At 64.6% G+C, this 16,494-nt stretch carries 14 protein-coding genes; 10 read left to right on the forward strand and 4 right to left on the reverse strand.

All coding sequences use genetic code 11. The annotated features are described in order from the left end of the window. Positions 1-113 precede the first annotated feature (113 nt). Genes ACODSO_RS07590 through purD form a run of 3 tightly spaced genes read left to right on the forward strand, consistent with a single transcriptional unit; the run spans position 114 to position 4,658 of the window. Complete coding sequence (locus tag ACODSO_RS07590) at positions 114-1,349, forward strand: bifunctional glycosyltransferase family 2/GtrA family protein (protein ID WP_489036199.1); 1,236 nt, start codon at positions 114-116, stop codon at positions 1,347-1,349. Then, the gene (locus ACODSO_RS07595) at positions 1,346-3,361 is read left to right on the forward strand and encodes a glycosyltransferase family 39 protein (RefSeq protein ID WP_489036200.1); all 2,016 of its coding nucleotides are present in this window, start codon (positions 1,346-1,348) and stop codon (positions 3,359-3,361) included. The genes ACODSO_RS07590 and ACODSO_RS07595 overlap by 4 nt, the downstream gene beginning before the upstream one ends. Before the next feature lie 46 nt (positions 3,362-3,407). Then, complete coding sequence (purD, locus tag ACODSO_RS07600; protein WP_489036202.1) at positions 3,408-4,658, forward strand: phosphoribosylamine--glycine ligase; 1,251 nt, start codon at positions 3,408-3,410, stop codon at positions 4,656-4,658. Positions 4,659-4,729: 71 nt separating this feature from the next. Here purD and ACODSO_RS07605 read toward each other — a convergent pair whose 3' ends face one another. Both ACODSO_RS07605 and thiM read right to left on the reverse strand, forming a co-directional pair. After that, on the reverse strand, positions 4,730-5,566 hold the full coding sequence (locus tag ACODSO_RS07605; RefSeq protein WP_489036203.1) for a DUF559 domain-containing protein: 837 nt from the start codon (positions 5,564-5,566) through the stop codon (positions 4,730-4,732). Positions 5,567-5,647: 81 nt separating this feature from the next. Beyond that, positions 5,648-6,493, reverse strand: a complete 846-nt coding sequence (thiM, locus tag ACODSO_RS07610) for a hydroxyethylthiazole kinase (protein WP_489036204.1) — start codon at positions 6,491-6,493, stop codon at positions 5,648-5,650. Positions 6,494-6,589: 96 nt separating this feature from the next. Here thiM and ACODSO_RS07615 point away from each other — a divergent pair, with 96 nt between their 5' ends. Further along, positions 6,590-7,735, forward strand: coding sequence for an aminotransferase class I/II-fold pyridoxal phosphate-dependent enzyme (locus ACODSO_RS07615; RefSeq protein WP_489036352.1), 1,146 nt, complete (start codon positions 6,590-6,592; stop codon positions 7,733-7,735). Here the strand turns inward: ACODSO_RS07615 and ACODSO_RS07620 are convergent, their stop codons facing one another. Then, positions 7,736-8,737 carry a threonine aldolase family protein gene (locus ACODSO_RS07620; RefSeq protein WP_489036205.1) on the reverse strand — a complete coding sequence of 334 codons (1,002 nt, stop codon included), beginning with the start codon at positions 8,735-8,737 and terminating at the stop codon, positions 7,736-7,738. Between the two features lie 75 nt (positions 8,738-8,812). Here ACODSO_RS07620 and ACODSO_RS07625 point away from each other — a divergent pair, with 75 nt between their 5' ends. Both ACODSO_RS07625 and purB read left to right on the forward strand, forming a co-directional pair. Next, positions 8,813-9,460: a TetR/AcrR family transcriptional regulator gene (locus ACODSO_RS07625; protein ID WP_197480628.1), complete on the forward strand. Its 648-nt coding sequence runs from the start codon at positions 8,813-8,815 to the stop codon at positions 9,458-9,460. Between the two features lie 11 nt (positions 9,461-9,471). Continuing rightward, positions 9,472-10,890, forward strand: a complete 1,419-nt coding sequence (gene purB / locus ACODSO_RS07630) for an adenylosuccinate lyase (RefSeq protein ID WP_489036207.1) — start codon at positions 9,472-9,474, stop codon at positions 10,888-10,890. Positions 10,891-10,956: 66 nt separating this feature from the next. Here purB and ACODSO_RS07635 read toward each other — a convergent pair whose 3' ends face one another. Then, a complete protein-coding gene (locus ACODSO_RS07635; protein ID WP_489036208.1) occupies positions 10,957-11,760 on the reverse strand; it encodes an HAD-IIA family hydrolase in 804 nt (267 codons plus the stop codon). A gap of 57 nt (positions 11,761-11,817) precedes the next feature. Between ACODSO_RS07635 and ACODSO_RS07640 the strand changes: the two genes are divergently transcribed. The 4 genes from ACODSO_RS07640 (at position 11,818) to ACODSO_RS07655 (ending at position 16,456) form a co-directional block, all read left to right on the forward strand. After that, complete coding sequence (locus ACODSO_RS07640; RefSeq protein ID WP_068370520.1) at positions 11,818-12,240, forward strand: HIT family protein; 423 nt, start codon at positions 11,818-11,820, stop codon at positions 12,238-12,240. Positions 12,241-12,371: 131 nt separating this feature from the next. Continuing rightward, positions 12,372-13,655 (forward strand): lysine N(6)-hydroxylase/L-ornithine N(5)-oxygenase family protein, encoded by a 1,284-nt coding sequence (locus ACODSO_RS07645; protein WP_489036210.1) that lies wholly within the window; start codon positions 12,372-12,374, stop codon positions 13,653-13,655. 34 nt (positions 13,656-13,689) lie between these two features. Continuing rightward, positions 13,690-14,625 carry a methionyl-tRNA formyltransferase gene (locus ACODSO_RS07650; RefSeq protein ID WP_489036211.1) on the forward strand — a complete coding sequence of 312 codons (936 nt, stop codon included), beginning with the start codon at positions 13,690-13,692 and terminating at the stop codon, positions 14,623-14,625. A gap of 34 nt (positions 14,626-14,659) precedes the next feature. Beyond that, positions 14,660-16,456: an ABC transporter ATP-binding protein gene (locus ACODSO_RS07655; RefSeq protein ID WP_489036212.1), complete on the forward strand. Its 1,797-nt coding sequence runs from the start codon at positions 14,660-14,662 to the stop codon at positions 16,454-16,456. Positions 16,457-16,494: the final 38 nt, after the last annotated feature.

The following is a 16,494-nucleotide window of genomic DNA, read 5'->3' on the forward strand; positions in this document are numbered from 1 at the left end:
GATTGGTGAACAAGAACTTGACATTACGCAAAATTTGGGTGTTCCGCCCCACACCCAGGTAACTGCCAGCATGGACGCAGGACCGTAGCAGGTAGGGGCACCAATCTTGAGCCATGACATCGAACTCGCTACTGAAAGCAGGCGGCCGCCGGACCGGCTCGCGCTCCGGCAACACGGCCACGCTCGAGGTGGTCATTCCGGTCTACAACGAGGAAGCCGACCTCGAGCAGTGCATTCGCCGACTTCACGCCCACCTCGACGACAACATTCCTCTTCAGTCGCAGATCACCATCGCCGACAACGCGAGCACCGACGGCACCCTTGCTGTCGCGCAGCGACTGGCCGCGGAGATCGACGGCGTTCGGGTGCATCACCTCGAGGAGAAGGGGCGAGGGCGGGCACTGAAGGCCGTCTGGCTCGCCTCCGATGCCGACGTCGTCGCGTACATGGACGTCGACCTCTCCACTGACCTCAACGCGCTCATGCCGCTGATCGCCCCTCTGATGTCGGGACACTCCGACCTCGCGATCGGTTCACGGCTCGCTCGATCGTCGCGCGTCGTCCGTGGCGCGAAGCGTGAGTTCATCTCCCGCAGCTACAACCTGATTCTGCGTGCCTCGCTTCAAGCACGGTTCTCCGACGCCCAGTGCGGCTTCAAGGCGATGCGCACCGATGTTGCGCGTGAACTCCTCCCGCTCGTGCAGGACACCGGCTGGTTCTTCGACACCGAACTGCTCGTCATCGCGGAGAAGGCCGGCCTGCGTATTCACGAGGTGCCGGTCGACTGGGTCGATGACCCGGACAGCAGCGTCAACATCGTCGACACCGCGGTCAAGGATCTTCAAGGGTGCTGGCGCGTCGGGCGCGCACTTGCCACGGGTGAACTGCCCGTCGCTGAACTACGCAGAAGTCTGGGACGGGAGCCGCTCGTGGCCGGAGTACCGCACGGGATGGTCGGACAGTTGGTCCGATTCGGCATCGTCGGGATCGCCAGCACCATCGCGTACGCGTTGCTCTATCTGATTCTGCAACCGACGGTCGGAGCGCAGGCCGCGAACTTCCTGGGGCTGCTCATCACTGCAGTGCTGAACACTGCAGCGAACCGGGCGTTCACCTTCGGGGTCCGGGGTTCGCAAGACGCGGGTAAGCACCAAATGCAGGGCTTGATCGTGTTCGGATTCGCGCTGCTCATCACCAGTGGTTCGCTCGTGGTCCTCCATACAGTGTTGCCGGACGCGTCGCACCATATCGAACTCGCCGTGCTCGTCGTCGCCAATCTCGTTGCCACAGTGTGTCGATTCGTGGCTCTCCGCTGGGTGTTCCGGAACAAAGAGGCAATTCAGCAGTGACGACGTTGATGGAACGGCAGTCCGAGGCCGCAGCACCCGCACCTCGCAGCAACAGGACATGGGAATGGATCGCACTCGCAGCGTTGCTCGTCGGCACGGCCGTCGCTTACATCTGGGGCCTCGGCGCTTCGGGTTGGGCCAATTCGTTCTACTCCGCTGCAGTACAGGCTGGTTCGGTGTCGTGGAAGGCATTCTTCTTCGGATCGTCCGACGCGGCCAACTCGATCACCGTCGACAAACCGCCGATGTCGCTCTGGCTGATGTCACTGTCGGTTCGAATCTTCGGACTGAGTTCATGGGCGATGCTGATTCCGCAGGCGTTGCTGGGCGTCGGGTCCGTTGCGTTGTTGTGGGCGACGATCAAGCGTCAATTCGGAGCTCCAGCAGGGCTTCTCGCGGGCCTCGCACTGGCCCTCACCCCCGTTGCCGCACTGATGTTCCGCTTCAACAACCCCGACGCCTTGCTCGTACTCCTCATGATCGCTGCAGTATGGGCCTCCATGCGAGCCGTCGAGGACGGGCGAACCCGCTGGCTGGTACTCACCGGGGTACTCGTCGGGTTCGGGTTCCTGACCAAGCAGCTGCAGGTCATGCTGGTCATCCCGCCGATCGCACTGATGTACCTCTTCGCGGGTCCGCCGAAGCTGTCGAAGCGCCTCGTGCAACTGGTCGCCTCGCTGGGAGCTGCGATCGTGGCGGCCGGTTGGTGGCTTCTGGCCGTCGAGCTGTGGCCTACGTCGTCGCGGCCGTGGATCGGTGGATCGCAGGACAACTCCATTCTGGAACTGACACTCGGCTACAACGGCCTCGGTCGCCTCAACGGTGACGAAACCGGCAGCGTCACGCCGGGCGGTGGCGGCCGCGGCGTGGCAGAAGGTATGGCCGACGGAATGGGTGCGGGCGGTGCAGGCGGTGCGGGAATGGGCGGGATCTGGGGTGAAACCGGCATCGGCCGCATGTTCGACGCCTCCCAGGGCGGCCAGATCGCCTGGCTGATTCCGTCGGCGCTGATTCTGTTGGTGCTCGGTGTGGTGTTGCGTGGACGGGTCGCTCGCACCGATCCGCAACGCGCCGCATTGGCCGTGTGGGGTCTGTGGCTGCTCGTCACCGGGTTGGTGTTCAGCTTCATGGCCGGCATCTTCCACTCCTACTACACAGTTGCCCTCGCGCCAGCTGTTGCGGCGCTGATCGGCGCAGGCAGCGTGCTGGCCTGGCGTCACCGTGATCGGTACTGGGTGCGCATCGGCCTTGCCGTGGCGACGATCGCCGCGGTGGCAATGGCATGGGTTCTGTTGGGTCGCAGCGCCGATTTCGTTCCGTGGCTGCGCTGGACGGTACTCGTCGTCGGAGTGATCGGTGCAGTTCTTCTCCTGATCCCGGCAATGACACGCGGCAAGCTCGCGGTCGCCACGGTCCTGGCAGTGATGTTCGCAGGCTTGGCCGGTCCGACGGCCTATGCCGTCGACACGATCGACACTCCGCACACCGGTTCCATCGTCTCGGCGGGACCGTCGACACGAATGGGTCCCGGGATGGGAGGTATGCCCGGTGGTGGACGTATGCCGGACGGTCAGGGCGCACCCGGTCGGATGCCTACCGCACCCGGCGGCGGCGCACCTGGTGCAGACGGGCCAATGGGTGGCGGTATGGGTGGCGCGGCAGGCGGACTGCTCAGCGGCAGCGAACCCACCGAAGCGATTACCTCGTTGCTCGAGGCCGACGCAGACTCGTACACCTGGGTAGCCGCCGCGATCGGCTCCAACAGTGCCTCCGGGTACCAGCTCGCGACCGAGGAACCCGTCATGCCGATCGGTGGCTTCAACGGCACCGACCCGTCACCGACGTTGGAGCAATTCAAGGAATACGTGGAACAGGGCGAGATCCACTACTTCATCGCCGGCGCATCGATGGGCGGTAGCAGTGAGGGCACTGCCGCCGAGATCTCCGAGTGGGTCACCGCGAACTACTCGCCGATCACGGTCGACGGAGTCACGATGTACGAGCTGAGCTGACCCAGTGTTTCATCGCGACGGGTCTTTGCCGATAGTCTGATGCACTGTGCGCGTACTCGTCATAGGTTCAGGTGCTCGTGAGCACGCCCTCCTTCTTGCGTTGAGCAAGGACCCGTCGGTCAGCACGCTGCTGGTGGCCCCCGGGAATGCAGGCACGGCGAAGCTCGCCGAGCAGCATCCCGTCGACGTCGCGTCCGGTGACGCCGTCACCGAGCTGGCACGCAAGCTCGAAGCGGACCTGGTGATCATCGGGCCCGAGGTTCCTCTCGTGCTCGGCGTCGCCGATTCGCTTCGCCAGGCAGGCATCGCCACGTTCGGTCCGTCGGCCGCCGCAGCTCGCATCGAGGGCTCGAAAGCGTTCGCCAAGGACGTCATGGCTGCGGCGGGTGTGCGCACAGCGCACAGCGAGATCGTCGACACACCGGCCAAGCTCGACGAGGCCCTCGACCGATTCGGGCCGAACTGGGTCGTCAAGGACGACGGTCTCGCCGCAGGCAAGGGCGTCGTGGTCACCACCGATCGCTTGGCAGCCCGCGACCATGCCGCCGAACTTCTCGAAACCGGTCACCCCGTACTGCTCGAGTCGTTCCTCGACGGACCCGAGGTATCGCTGTTCTGCCTCGTCGACGGCGAGACCGTCGTTCCGCTCCTCCCCGCGCAGGACCACAAGCGCGTCGGCGATGGAGACACCGGACCGAACACCGGCGGCATGGGTGCGTACACCCCGTTGCCGTGGCTACCGGCCGAGGTCGTCGCACAGATCGTCCGCGAGGTGGTCGAGCCCGTCGCGGCCGAGATGGTCAAGCGTTCATGCCCGTTCTCCGGGCTGCTCTATGCAGGGCTCGCGATCGGCGCACAGGGCCCAGCCGTGGTCGAATTCAACTGCCGCTTCGGCGATCCGGAGACGCAAGCAGTGTTGGCGCTGCTCGAGTCTCCTCTCGGAGAAGCACTGCATGCCACCGCTACCGGAACGCTGAGTTCGCTGGCGCCGCTGCAGTGGAAAGACGGCGCGGCCGTGACCGTCGTCCTCGCCGCAGAGAACTACCCCGGTCGTCCGCGCACCGGTGATGCGATCACCGGTGCCGATGCCGACGGTGTGCTGCACGCAGGAACGGCGCTGAAGGACGGTGCAGTGGTCTCGGCCGGTGGAAGGGTACTCAGCGTCGTGGGAGTCGGTTCGGATCTCGCTGCGGCTCGGGCGGATGCATATCGAAAGATCGAGCCGATCCGCTTGCCTGGCAGCCATTTCCGCACCGACATCGGGTTGGCGGCCGTGGAAGGTCGCATCTCACTGTAGAACCCGTGAATTTTGCTCCATTCTTCGGCGATATTTACGGGATCCCGTAAATATCGCCGAAGAATGGAGCTCTATGCACGCCTGTTCTTCCTACGACGCCGAACTACGTCGGCGATCTGGTCGGCGACTTGATCCACATTTCTGTAGACGCTCGCCGCGGAGAACCTCAGTACCAACCAATCGCTGAGAAGCATCCAGTTCTGACGTACGCGGTCGTTGTCGAAGGCAAACGGTGCGCTGTGAAACTTTCGTCCATCGATCTCGACGTCGACGCGGGCCCGATGGCAGACAAGGTCACCGACGTAGTGGCCGATGCGAGCGTTGATCTCCATTCGAATTCCTCTCGCCAACAGGGCGCGGGCGACGAGACGCTCCGGCTCGGACAGTGTCCCTGGGCAGCACAACAGCAGCTGCCGACGGACTTCGGTCATCCCCTTCATCTTCTTGGCCACGTCGCACTGGTCCGCTACCGCCCGCCACGACACCTTTGTCCCGATGTTCCAGTCGAAGAATTGCTCCAATTCGAGGCCGCTGAGTGTCGATGCGACATCGACGAAGCACTGTGTCACCGAGACAACTGGAAGTCCGTGGCGTTCGGTCGTTGCCACCGTGCGACGGTGAAGGGTAAGCCAGTCTGCACCGCCGGCCCGGACCGAACGAGGGACGGTCGCATGAACGATCGAGGGGATGTCGTCGAGCAGCTCCCATAGATATGCCGCAGTTGCGTGGCTCAGCACCGCATCTTCTCGCCAGAGGCGAACCGCAGCACAGAGCTCGATGTAGCTGGGTTCAGGGTCGGAATACACACCGGGCAACAGCCTGACCAGCGCGCCGCTGCGAAGTCGGCGTGTCAGACTCGATCGCGCAATCCCGGCTTCTTCCAACTGCATACGTGTGTAGACCCCCATGCCGAGAACAATGCTCGGACTTCACACCCTCTGGGGGCCCGAAACAATATCTGTGGATAACTCAGCGCCTGTGGATAATTGTCATCGCAAATCGAGGCGTTCGATGCGAGCCTGGGCTCGGATGTCGTCGAGGGAGACCGCGGCGAGCGCATCGAGGAAGGCCACCGCGAACGATCCGGGGCCCGACGAGTTGCGTTGTGCCAGTTCGGATGCAACAGCGACATGCGTGTGCGCGGCGGTGAGGCCGAGCAACGAGGTCGGCGTCACGGCGAGGTAGGCCGCCGCGAGCCCGCCGAGTGCACATCCCGTCGCCGTCACCTTGGTCAACAGTGGACTGCCGCCCAGCACGCGTACTCCGACAGTGCCTGATTCGCCGCGCCCGACGATGTAGTCGATCGCGCCCGAGGCCGAGACCACCTGCGCGAACTCGAGGAGCGCAACCGCAGCGGGGAGCGCGCCCGCCGATTCCGAGGAGCTGTCGACGCCCCGCCCGAAGTTGCCGAGCCCGGCGAGCGCGATGATCTCCGACGCATTTCCCCTGATGGCCGTCGGGCGCTGGGTCAGGAGACCTGCCGCGAGCTCCGTTCGCCACGGCAGTCCGCCGACACCCACCGGATCGAGAACCCACGGTGTGCCCGAAGTCGTTGCCGATTCGGCGGCGAGTGTGAATGCCGCCGCAGTGCCGTCGTCCGGAGTGCCGAGGTTGACCAGGACTCCGGACGCTATCGCCGCGAATCCAGCGGCCTCGTGGACGTTGTCGATGTGGGCATTGCTCGCCCCCGCTGCGAGCAGAACGTTGGTCACGAAGTTCGCGGACACCACGTTCGTCAGTGACTGCACCAGCGGCGTCGACGACCGCAGTGCGTCGAGCGCGTCGGCGATGTCGTTCGCAGTCGGATGCGGCGTGGGCAATGTGGTGTCGGGCATCGTTCCAGTGTTCCACGCTCCGATAGCCTCGACAGAGTGGTCACCGAGTGGAACAGAGCAGCGTCGAACAGGTCCAGGATCGAACCGTTCCATGTGATGGACGTGTTCAAAGCTGCTGCGGTACGTACGCGCACCCACGGGGATGTGTTGTCGCTTGCGGCAGGTCAACCGTCGACCTCGGCTCCGGCACCGGTTCTGCAGGCCACGAGAGATGCTCTCGACGCGCACCTGCTCGGCTATACCGAGACGCTGGGCATCCTGCCACTTCGGCAGGCAATCGCTCGTTACCATTCGGAGGAATCGGGGGTCGACGTCACCGCGGACGACGTAGTGGTCACTACCGGGTCCTCGGGCGCGTTCACGCTGCTCTTTCTCGCTGCGTTCGACGTGGGCGATACCGTCGTCATGGCGAGGCCCGGCTATCCGGCATATCGGAATACGTTGGCTGCGTTGGGTTGTCGAGTGGTCGAGCTCGACTGCGGCACCGAGTCGCGATTCCAGCCGACCGTACGGATGCTCGACGCCTTGCCGGAACCGCCGAAGGGACTGATCATCGCCAGCCCGGCAAACCCGACCGGCACCATCATCGACGCGGACGAGCTCGCCGCGATCGCGCGCTGGTGCGAGACCAACGGCACCCTGTTGATCTCCGACGAGATCTACCATGGAATCTCCTACAGCGACAGTCAGACCAGTGGCGCGGAGACGTCGAGTGCGTGGGAGACGTCGAAGCGCTCGGTGGTGATCGGCTCCGTGTCGAAGTACTTTTCGATGACGGGTTGGCGGCTCGGCTGGATTCTGCTTCCGCAGCACCTGCACCGTGCCGTGGAACGGCTCGCGTCGAACATGACGGTGTGCCCGCCCGCGATCTCACAGGTCGCGGCCATCGCAGCATTCACCGAGGAATCGCGGGCAGAACTCGAAAGCCACGTCCGCAGATACGCCGTCAACCGCCAGATCCTGCTCGACGGACTGACCGCCGCCGGTGTCACCGATCTCGCACCTGCCGACGGGGCGTTCTATGCGTACGCCGACATCGGGCATCTGACACAGGACTCGCGTGCCTGGTGCGAACAGGTGCTCGCCACGACGGGCGTCGCCCTTGCTCCCGGCGTCGATTTCGACACCGTGCACGGGCACCACACGGTGCGGTTCTCGTTCGCAGGGTCGACGGCCGACATCCGGGAAGCGCTGGTGAGGCTAGGGCCGGTACTGGCCTCCCCGGAGCGCGAAACCAAGTAGCTACGCGCCTCCCAGCCGCGCCAGCGCTTCTTCGATATCGACTTCCGACACGTCTCGGTGCGTGACGAATCGAGTCCTGCCGGTGACCGTGACGGCTGCGATCCCGAGTGTCGCCAATTCGGCGACGGTCAATGGGCCGTCGGCGAGCACGATGTTGGTCTGCGGTTGTTCGACGCTCCATCCACGCTCGCGCAAGCCGTCGGCCAGCAGTCGTGCATTGGCATGATCGTCGGCAAGTGAATCGACGTTGTCCAGGGCGAGCAACCCTGCAGCAGCGAGGATCCCGCCTTGCCTGACGCCGCCGCCGAGCATCTTGCGGATCCGTCTGGCCTCGGTGATGCGGCTGCTGTCGCTTGCCAACATCGATCCGACAGGTGCACCGAGGCCCTTGCTCAGGCACACCTGAACGGTGTCCGCGCCTCGGGTCAGATCCGACACCGGGACACCCAACGCGACCGCGGCGTTCCACACCCTCGCACCGTCGAGGTGCACCAGCAGATTCGCCTCCCGGGCCGCGCCGAGCAAACCGTTCCACTCGGCCACGTCGAATACGGCTCCGCCGGCGAAGTTGTGGGTGTTCTCCAGGCACAGCAGCGTGGTCGACAATGTGAAATACGGGCCGGCGCCAGCGGCTGCTGCGACGGCGGACGGCGTCGGACGGCCAGGTCCGGCGTCGTGGGGGAGCACCTGCGGCATGCCCTGCGCGAGCCACGCGGCGGTCCCGAGTTCGGAGCCGAGGACGTGTGCATGCTCCGGCGCGAGGAAGGCGTCGCCGCGCCGCAGGTGGATCATCAGCGCAATGATGTTGCCCATCGAGCCGCTCGGAACCCACAGGGCGGCGTCATAGCCGAGGGTGGCCGCCACCCGCTCCTCCAGCGCCGCCATCGTCGGGTCTCGGTCGAGAACGTCGTCACCGACCTCGGCGTGTGCCATCGCCTTCCGCATCGCGGCATCGGGGCGGGTGACGGTATCCGAGCGAAGATCGATTGTTCGGTTGTTCATATAGTTCACGATTCCACACGGGTGAAAGGGCCGTTTACCTCAGACGAATCGACCCGGGCTGGCACCATAGTGCGAATGTCAACAGGATCGGCCGACTCGCCTACCAAGGTGTCGGGCGCGACTCCGAAAGGGGAGCGCCGACGGCATGCTTTGGCATGCGCGGCAGCGGATCTGCTGGTCGAGGGCGGTTTCGACGCCGTCAGGCATCGAGCTGTCGCAACGAGGGCCGGACTGCCCTTGGCCTCCACGACCTACTATTTCGAGTCCCTCGACGACCTCATCGCCTGTGCTGTCGAGGTGCTCGGAAACCGTGAGCTCGTGGTCATGCGTGGGCGCATCGACGAACTGCAGGACCTGGCACACGATGTGGAGTCGACGGCGCTGTTGATCGTCGATCTGTTGATCGGCCCCGAGGACGGCCAGGGCGAGGGACGGGAAAAGCTCATCGCGCGGTACGAGCGGTTCATCGCGTCCGCACGGCATCCGCAATTGCGCGAGGTCCAGCTGCGACTGCGCGCGCAGATCGACGACCTCTTGACGGACGTGTTGCGTCGATCGGGCCGGATCGTGGAGGAGCAACAACTGCGCAGGCTGGTCGCGGTCGTCGACGGTGCAGTCGTGGGTGCGCTCGGCGAGGTCGATCCGGCGCCGCGAGCCATGGCGAAGAGCATGCTGCTCGAAGTGTTGGACGTCGTCGCGCCGGCCCAGTCGTACGGCACGTAAACTGGATACCTGTGACCATTCCGAATGTCCTTGCCACCCGTTATGCAAGCCCCGAGCTGGTGGACCTGTGGTCTCCGGAACACAAGATCGTCCTCGAACGCCAGCTGTGGATCGCCGTCCTGAAAGCGCAGTCCAGCCTGGGCGTCGATGTGCCCTCCGGTGCTGTGGCCGACTACGAACGAGTCATCGATCAGGTCGACCTCGCATCGATCGCCGAGCGCGAGCGGGTGACCCGCCACGACGTCAAAGCGCGGATCGAGGAGTTCAACGCGCTCGCGGGCCACGAGCACATCCACAAGGGACTGACGAGCCGTGACCTGACCGAGAACGTCGAGCAACTGCAGATCGTGCGGTCGCTCGAACACGTGCACGCACACGGCGTCGCCGTCGCTGCCCGGTTGGCCGAACGCGCCGCCGAATACTCCTCGCTGGTCATGGCCGGACGTAGCCACAACGTCGCGGCGCAGGCGACGACGCTCGGCAAGCGGTTCGCCTCGGCCGCGGACGAACTGTTGCTCGCGTTGGCGCGGCTGCAGGAACTCATCGCGCGTTACCCGCTCCGCGGAATCAAGGGGCCGATGGGTACCGCGCAGGACATGCTCGACCTGTTCGACGGTGACTCGGCCAAGCTCACCGCACTCGAGCGAATTGTTGCCGATCACCTCGGGTTCCGTCACGTGCTCACCAGCGTCGGCCAGGTGTACCCGCGCTCGCTCGACCACGAGGTGGTCTCCGCGCTGGTCCAGGTCGGTGCCGGGCCGTCGTCGTTCGCGCACACCGTTCGCCTGATGGCCGGCCACGAGTTGGTGACCGAAGGCTTCCAGGCCGGTCAGGTCGGATCCTCGGCGATGCCGCACAAGATGAACACCCGCTCGTGTGAACGAGTCAACGGTCTTCAGGTCATTCTCCGCGGGTACGGATCGATGGCAGCAGAACTCGCGGGCGCGCAGTGGAACGAGGGCGACGTGTTCTGCTCGGTCGTCCGGCGCGTCGCACTTCCCGACGCCTTCTTCGCGATCGACGGCATGATCGAGACGTTCCTGACCGTCCTCGACGAGTTCGGCGCCTACCCGGCTGTGATCGCGAAGGAACTGCAGCGCTACCTGCCCTTCCTCGCGACGACCAAGGTGTTGATGGCATCGGTGCGCGCGGGAGTCGGCCGCGAGACCGCGCACGAGGCCATCAAGGAGCATGCAGTCGCTGTTGCACTGGCGATGCGCGAGCAGGGCCAGGAGCCGGACTTGCTCGACAGGCTCGCTGCAGACGAGCGCATCCCGCTCGACCGCGCCGGACTCGACGCGGCACTGGCCGACAAGTCAGCGTTCATCGGCTCGGCCGAGGCGCAGGTCGCAGCGGTCGTGTCGGAGGTCGAGACACTCGTCAGCCAGTTCCCGTCGGGGGCAAGGTACACACCGTCGCCGATTCTCTGAACTGTGTGCGCAGGGGCGTCACCCGCGGATGCGAAGCACCCCTCACCCGCGGATGCGAAGCACCCCTCACCCGCGGATGCGAAGCACCTCAGGCAACGTCGCCACCGAGTCGATGACATGACTCGGCTGTAGCCCGAATTCCTGTTTCGCGCGGCGGTCGAGAACGTCCTGCTGAAACTTTCCGGTACGGACGAGTACTCCGGTCATGCCGACGACCTGGGCGGCGAGAACATCGTTGTCCAGGTCGTCGCCGACCATCACCACATCCACCGGGTCGACTCCCATTCGCTCGGCCGCGGCCTGAAAGCCGAGTGGCGCAGGCTTTCCGATCGCCCTCGCCTTGTGCCCGGACGCCTTCTCCATTCCGGCGAGATACATGCCGGTGTCGATTCGCAATCCGGCTCCGGTCGTCCACATCAGACTGCGGTGCATGGCGACGACGGGGATCCCGCGGCACAGCCAGTCGTAGACGCGACTGAGCCGCTCATGGGTGAACTCGGGCCCTGCGCCGCCGACGACGACGACATCCGGGTCGTCACCCGACTCCTCGACGAACTCGATCCCTGGCATGTCGCCCGCGATATCTCCGTTGTTGATGAGCACCGTCTTCGCCCCCGGATACGTTTCGCGCAGATAGTCGGCGGTGAGCGATGCCGCCGTGATGATTTCGTCGGCGTGCACGGGCATGCCGACTTCGGTCAGCGCGTCGGCGATCTGGGCGCGGGTCTTGGACGTGGTGTTGGTCAGAAACGCCCGCGCGATATCTTTGCTGTCGAGGAACTCGAGCGTCTCTGCGGCCCCCGGGACGGGCTTCCACGACGTGACCAGTACGCCGTCGATGTCGAAGAGAACGCCTCCCAATATGCCCATGGGCAGACCTTAGTCGTGGGCCACGGGTGACGCAGTGCAGCCTTAGACTCTCTACATATGAATCCGTACACGATATTTGCCGAGATCATCGCCGGGAACGCCGAATCCAGCCTGGTGTACGAGGACGAGATGGCTGTCGCGTTCATGGACATCAGACCGTTCACGCGCGGCCACGTTCTCGTCGTGCCGCGACAGCAAGCCCGCAGCCTGTCCGAACTCGATCCCGACACCGGCGGCCACCTGTTCGTCGTCGGGCAGAAGATCGCAGCTGCGCTCCGCGCCACCGACCCGCGGTGCGCTGGAGTCAATTTCTTCCTCGCCGACGGGGAAGTGGCGGGCCAGGAAATCTTCCACGTCCATCTTCACGTGATTCCGAGGACGACGGGCGACGGTTTCGGTTTGCGCGCGAGGCCGACGTCGCCGCGGCGGGAGGAACTCGACGCGAAGGCGGCGGAACTCGGTGCTGCCCTGCGTCAGTAGAACAACGAACACGACCGTACCGATCGGTCTGCGAAATCGTTCGCAACGAACCTATTTGCTATTAGGTTTGCATGCCCTAAGCTTGCGTCGAACTAAGGGTGTCTTAACGTGAGCGACGATCAAGGTGGGCAATGTCTAGCAATTTCGACGAAGAAACGGACATCGTTGGGGTCGGTTTCGGACCGTCCAACCTCGGGCTGGCCGTTGCGCTCGAGGAGCACAATCGAACCGTCTCCGCAGGCGAGCAGCTGACTGCGCGATTCATCGAAAAGCAGCCGGAATTCAGATGGCATCCGGGAATGTTGTTGCCTGGCACGACCATGCAGATCTCGTTCTTGAAGGATCTCGCGACGCAGCGAAATGCAGCGAGCGAGTACACGTTCCTGAACTACCTCGCACATCGCGGGCGGCTCACACACTTCATCAACTTGCAGACCTTCTTTCCGTCGCGCCTCGAGTTCCACGACTACCTGGAGTGGGCGGCAGACAAGGTCGACGCCGACGTTCTCTACGGCACCCGCGCAACGGGCGTGATCTGGAACGGAACCCAGTTCGAGGTCACCACCGACTCGGGTGACGTCCTTCGCGCTCGCAACGTCGTCCTCGCGGGCGGACTCACCGCGAAGCTGCCCGACGGCGTTGCGGCCAGCACACGACTCTTTCACAACCACCGAGTACTCGAGCACCTCGACGAGCTGCCGGAAGTGCAGCAGCGGTCGTTCGCCGTCGTCGGGGCCGGCCAGAGTGCCGCCGAGGTCGTCGCGCATCTGCACGAGCGGTACCCGGACTCCGAGGTGCACGCTGTCTTCGGCAAGTACGGCTACAGCCCAGCCGACGACAGCCCGTACGCCAACCGCGTGTTCGACCCCGAAGCCGTGGACGACTTCTACCAGTCGACTCCCGAGCTTCGTGAGCAGTTGATCAACTATCACCGCAGCACCAATTACTCTGCCGTCGACCTCCCGCTGATCGAGAAGCTCTACGAACGCGAGTACAACGAACGCGTCACCGGGAAGCGGCGTCTGTTCGTACACGGTGCGTCCGAGATCGCCGAGCTGAATGAAACCGCGGAAGGCGTGAAGGTGTCGATCCGGCATCGTCCGACCGGCACCGTCGAGCAGATCCATTGCGATGCAGTCGTGTTCGCGACCGGATTCCGCACTCTCGACCTGCCCGCAATCCTCGGTCCGCTGGCAGAGGAGTTCACGTTCAACTCCGACGGCACTCCGGAACTCGAGCGTGACTACCGGCTGCGTACCACCGGTGACATTCGCGGTGGCGTGTATCTGCAGGGCGGCACCGAGCACTCACACGGCCTCACGTCGTCGTTGCTGTCGAACATCGCAGTTCGCTCCGGCGAACTCGTCGATTCGCTGTACACGCACAAGATGGCCGATTCAGTTCTCGCCGGCTGATCACGCGAACTTGTCGAGAGGAAAAGGAATCACTGTGCGCATCATCACTTTCGGTTACCAGACCTGGGGGCACCGGACCTTGTCGGCTCTGCTCGGGGGCAAGCACGAAGTAGTGCTGGCCGTGACGCACCCGCCGAGCGACCATCCGTACGAGCAGATGTGGAACGACTCGGTCGAAGATCTGGCTCGGGACAACGGAATTCCCGTCGTACTGGCCAAGAAGCCCGATCAGGCGTTGATCGATGCCGTCCGTGACGCGGACGCCGATATCATCGTCGCGAACAACTGGCGGACGTGGTTGCCGAAGGAGATCTACGACGCGCCGCGATTCGGGACGCTCAACATCCACGATTCCTTGTTGCCGAAGTATGCGGGCTTCTCGCCGCTGATCTGGGCACTCATCAACGGCGAGACACACGTCGGCGTGACGGCGCACCTGATGGACGATTCGCTCGACACCGGGCCGATCGTCGCGCAGCAGGCAGTGTCGGTGGGAGCGAAGGACACCACGGCGGACCTGTTCCACCGAACCGTGGACATCATCGAGCCTCTGGTTCTGCATGCGCTCGACAAGATTTCGTCCGGATCGGTCGAGCGAGTCGAGCAGGATCTCTCGCAGGCCACGTACTTTCACAAGCGTTCCGACGACGAGAGTCACATCGACTTCACGTGGCCTGCCGACGCCATCGAGCGACTCGTGCGAGCACAGTCCGATCCGTATCCCAATGCGTTTGCGATACACGAGGGGACACGACTGCGTGTGCTGCAGGCGTCGGTATCGAACACGCGGTACGGCGGAACACCCGGCCGCATCACGATCGACGACGGCAACGGTGTCGCGGTCGTGTGTGGTCCGGATGCGTGGAAGGGCGGCAACCGTGCGCTCGTGATCGAGCGCGTCCGTCTCGAAGACGGCAGCGACGTCGCCGCCCGCGAGTACTTCGCAGGAACCGATCGTTATCTGACGTGAGCGCGATTCGTCCGCCGACAAAGGAGCGAATAGCATGGCCGTCGTGAATTCCCCTGTGACCGAGCCGAAGCCGGAATTGTTGCCCATCGCCGATGCCGCGCACACGTGGCAGTGGCTTCGCGGCGAACTGGGTGCACGCAAGGGTGCTACTGCCCTGACCGTGCTGACGGCGATCGTCAGTGGCGCGATGGCGCTGGTGCCGATCTACGTTCTCGGCAGCCTCGTCGACCGCGTGATGGACGGCGCACCGGTCTCCACGATCGTCTGGGTCGTCGTCTCGATCGCAGCGGCGGCCGTGATCGGCGCGGTGTTCACGGGTCTGTCGACGGTTTTGATCTCTCGTCTCGGCGAGACGATCCTGGCAGATCTGCGCGAGCGCACGGTCCGACGTGCGCTGCTGCTGCCCACCGCGAAGCTCGAAAAGGTCGGCAAGGGTGATCTGCTGTCCCGCGTCGGCGACGACGTGGAGGTCATCTCCAAAGCCGTGACGGACGTCGTTCCCCAGATCGTGTCGGCGTTGATCCTCGTCGTGCTGAGTATGTTCGCGATGGGCGCACTCGATTGGCGTCTTGGGCTGGCCGGGTTGGTGGCATTGCCGCTCTACGTCGTCGCACTCCGGTGGTATCTGCCTCGTTCGGCCCCGCTCTATGCGGAGCAGCGCGTGGCGATGGGCGAACGTGCCGAGGCGTTGATCAGCAGCCTGCACGGTTCGCGGACCGTCCGCGCGTACCGGCTCGAGTCCGCTCACGTGCACGCCATCGACGCCGCGTCAGCGCGTGCTCGTGATCTCGGGCTGACCGTGTTCACGCTGTTCACACGATTCGTCGGGCGTGAGAACCGTGCCGAGTTCTTCGGGCTCGCACTGATTCTCACGGTCGGATTCGTACTGGTGCGTGGCGACGTGGTGACCGTCGGTGCGACCACGGCGGCAGCATTGCTGTTCCATCGGCTGTTCAACCCACTCGGCTCGATTCTGTTCACGTTCGACGAGGTGCAGTCCGCAGGCGCCTCGCTCGCCAGGCTGGTCGGCGTCGTGTCGATGCCGGGTGACCGAGCCGGAACCATGGAGGACGTGCGCACAGGTGGGCACACCCTCACGGTGCACGGCGTCGGACACAGCTACGACGGTGTAACCCCGGTTCTGAAGGACATCGATCTGCGTGTCGAGAGCGGCCACACCGTCGCACTCGTCGGGTCCACGGGAGCGGGCAAATCGACTCTCGCGGCGATCGCGGCGGGCTCGATCCGTCCGGACACCGGTCGGGTGACAGTCGGTGATCACGATGTCGCCGACCTCGACGAGACGAGTCTGCGCAAGCACATCGCGATCGTGACCCAGGAAGTACACGTGTTCGCGGGAACTCTTCTCGACGACGTGCGTCTGGCCAGTCCGGACTCCACTGCAGACGAGGCGATGGCAGCGCTGACCGTCGTCGGTGCCCAGGACTGGGTCGACCTGCTTCCGGGCGGGCTCGACACCGTCATCGGCGAAGGTGGAACCGAGTTGACCGCTGCGCAAAGCCAGCAGCTGGCGCTCGCACGGTTGATCCTGGCCGATCCACCGGTCGTGATCCTCGACGAGGCCACCGCCGAAGCGGGGAGCGCGGGTGCTCGGGATCTCGAACGCTCGTCCCTCGCAGCGATGGAAGGACGAACTGCCCTCGTCATCGCTCATCGACTCACGCAGGCCGCCTCGGCGGACCGAGTCGTCGTACTCGAACATGGCCGGATTCTCGAAGACGGAACCCACCTCGATCTGATCGCTGCGGGTGGTCGGTACGCAGAACTGTGGAACGCGTGGCAGGGGCGTCACGCATCCAGTTCGGCGTAGTACCACTCGCTGGAGACACCAACTACCCGCAAGGAACG

Source organism: Rhodococcus sp. FG69 (genome assembly GCF_057808915.1).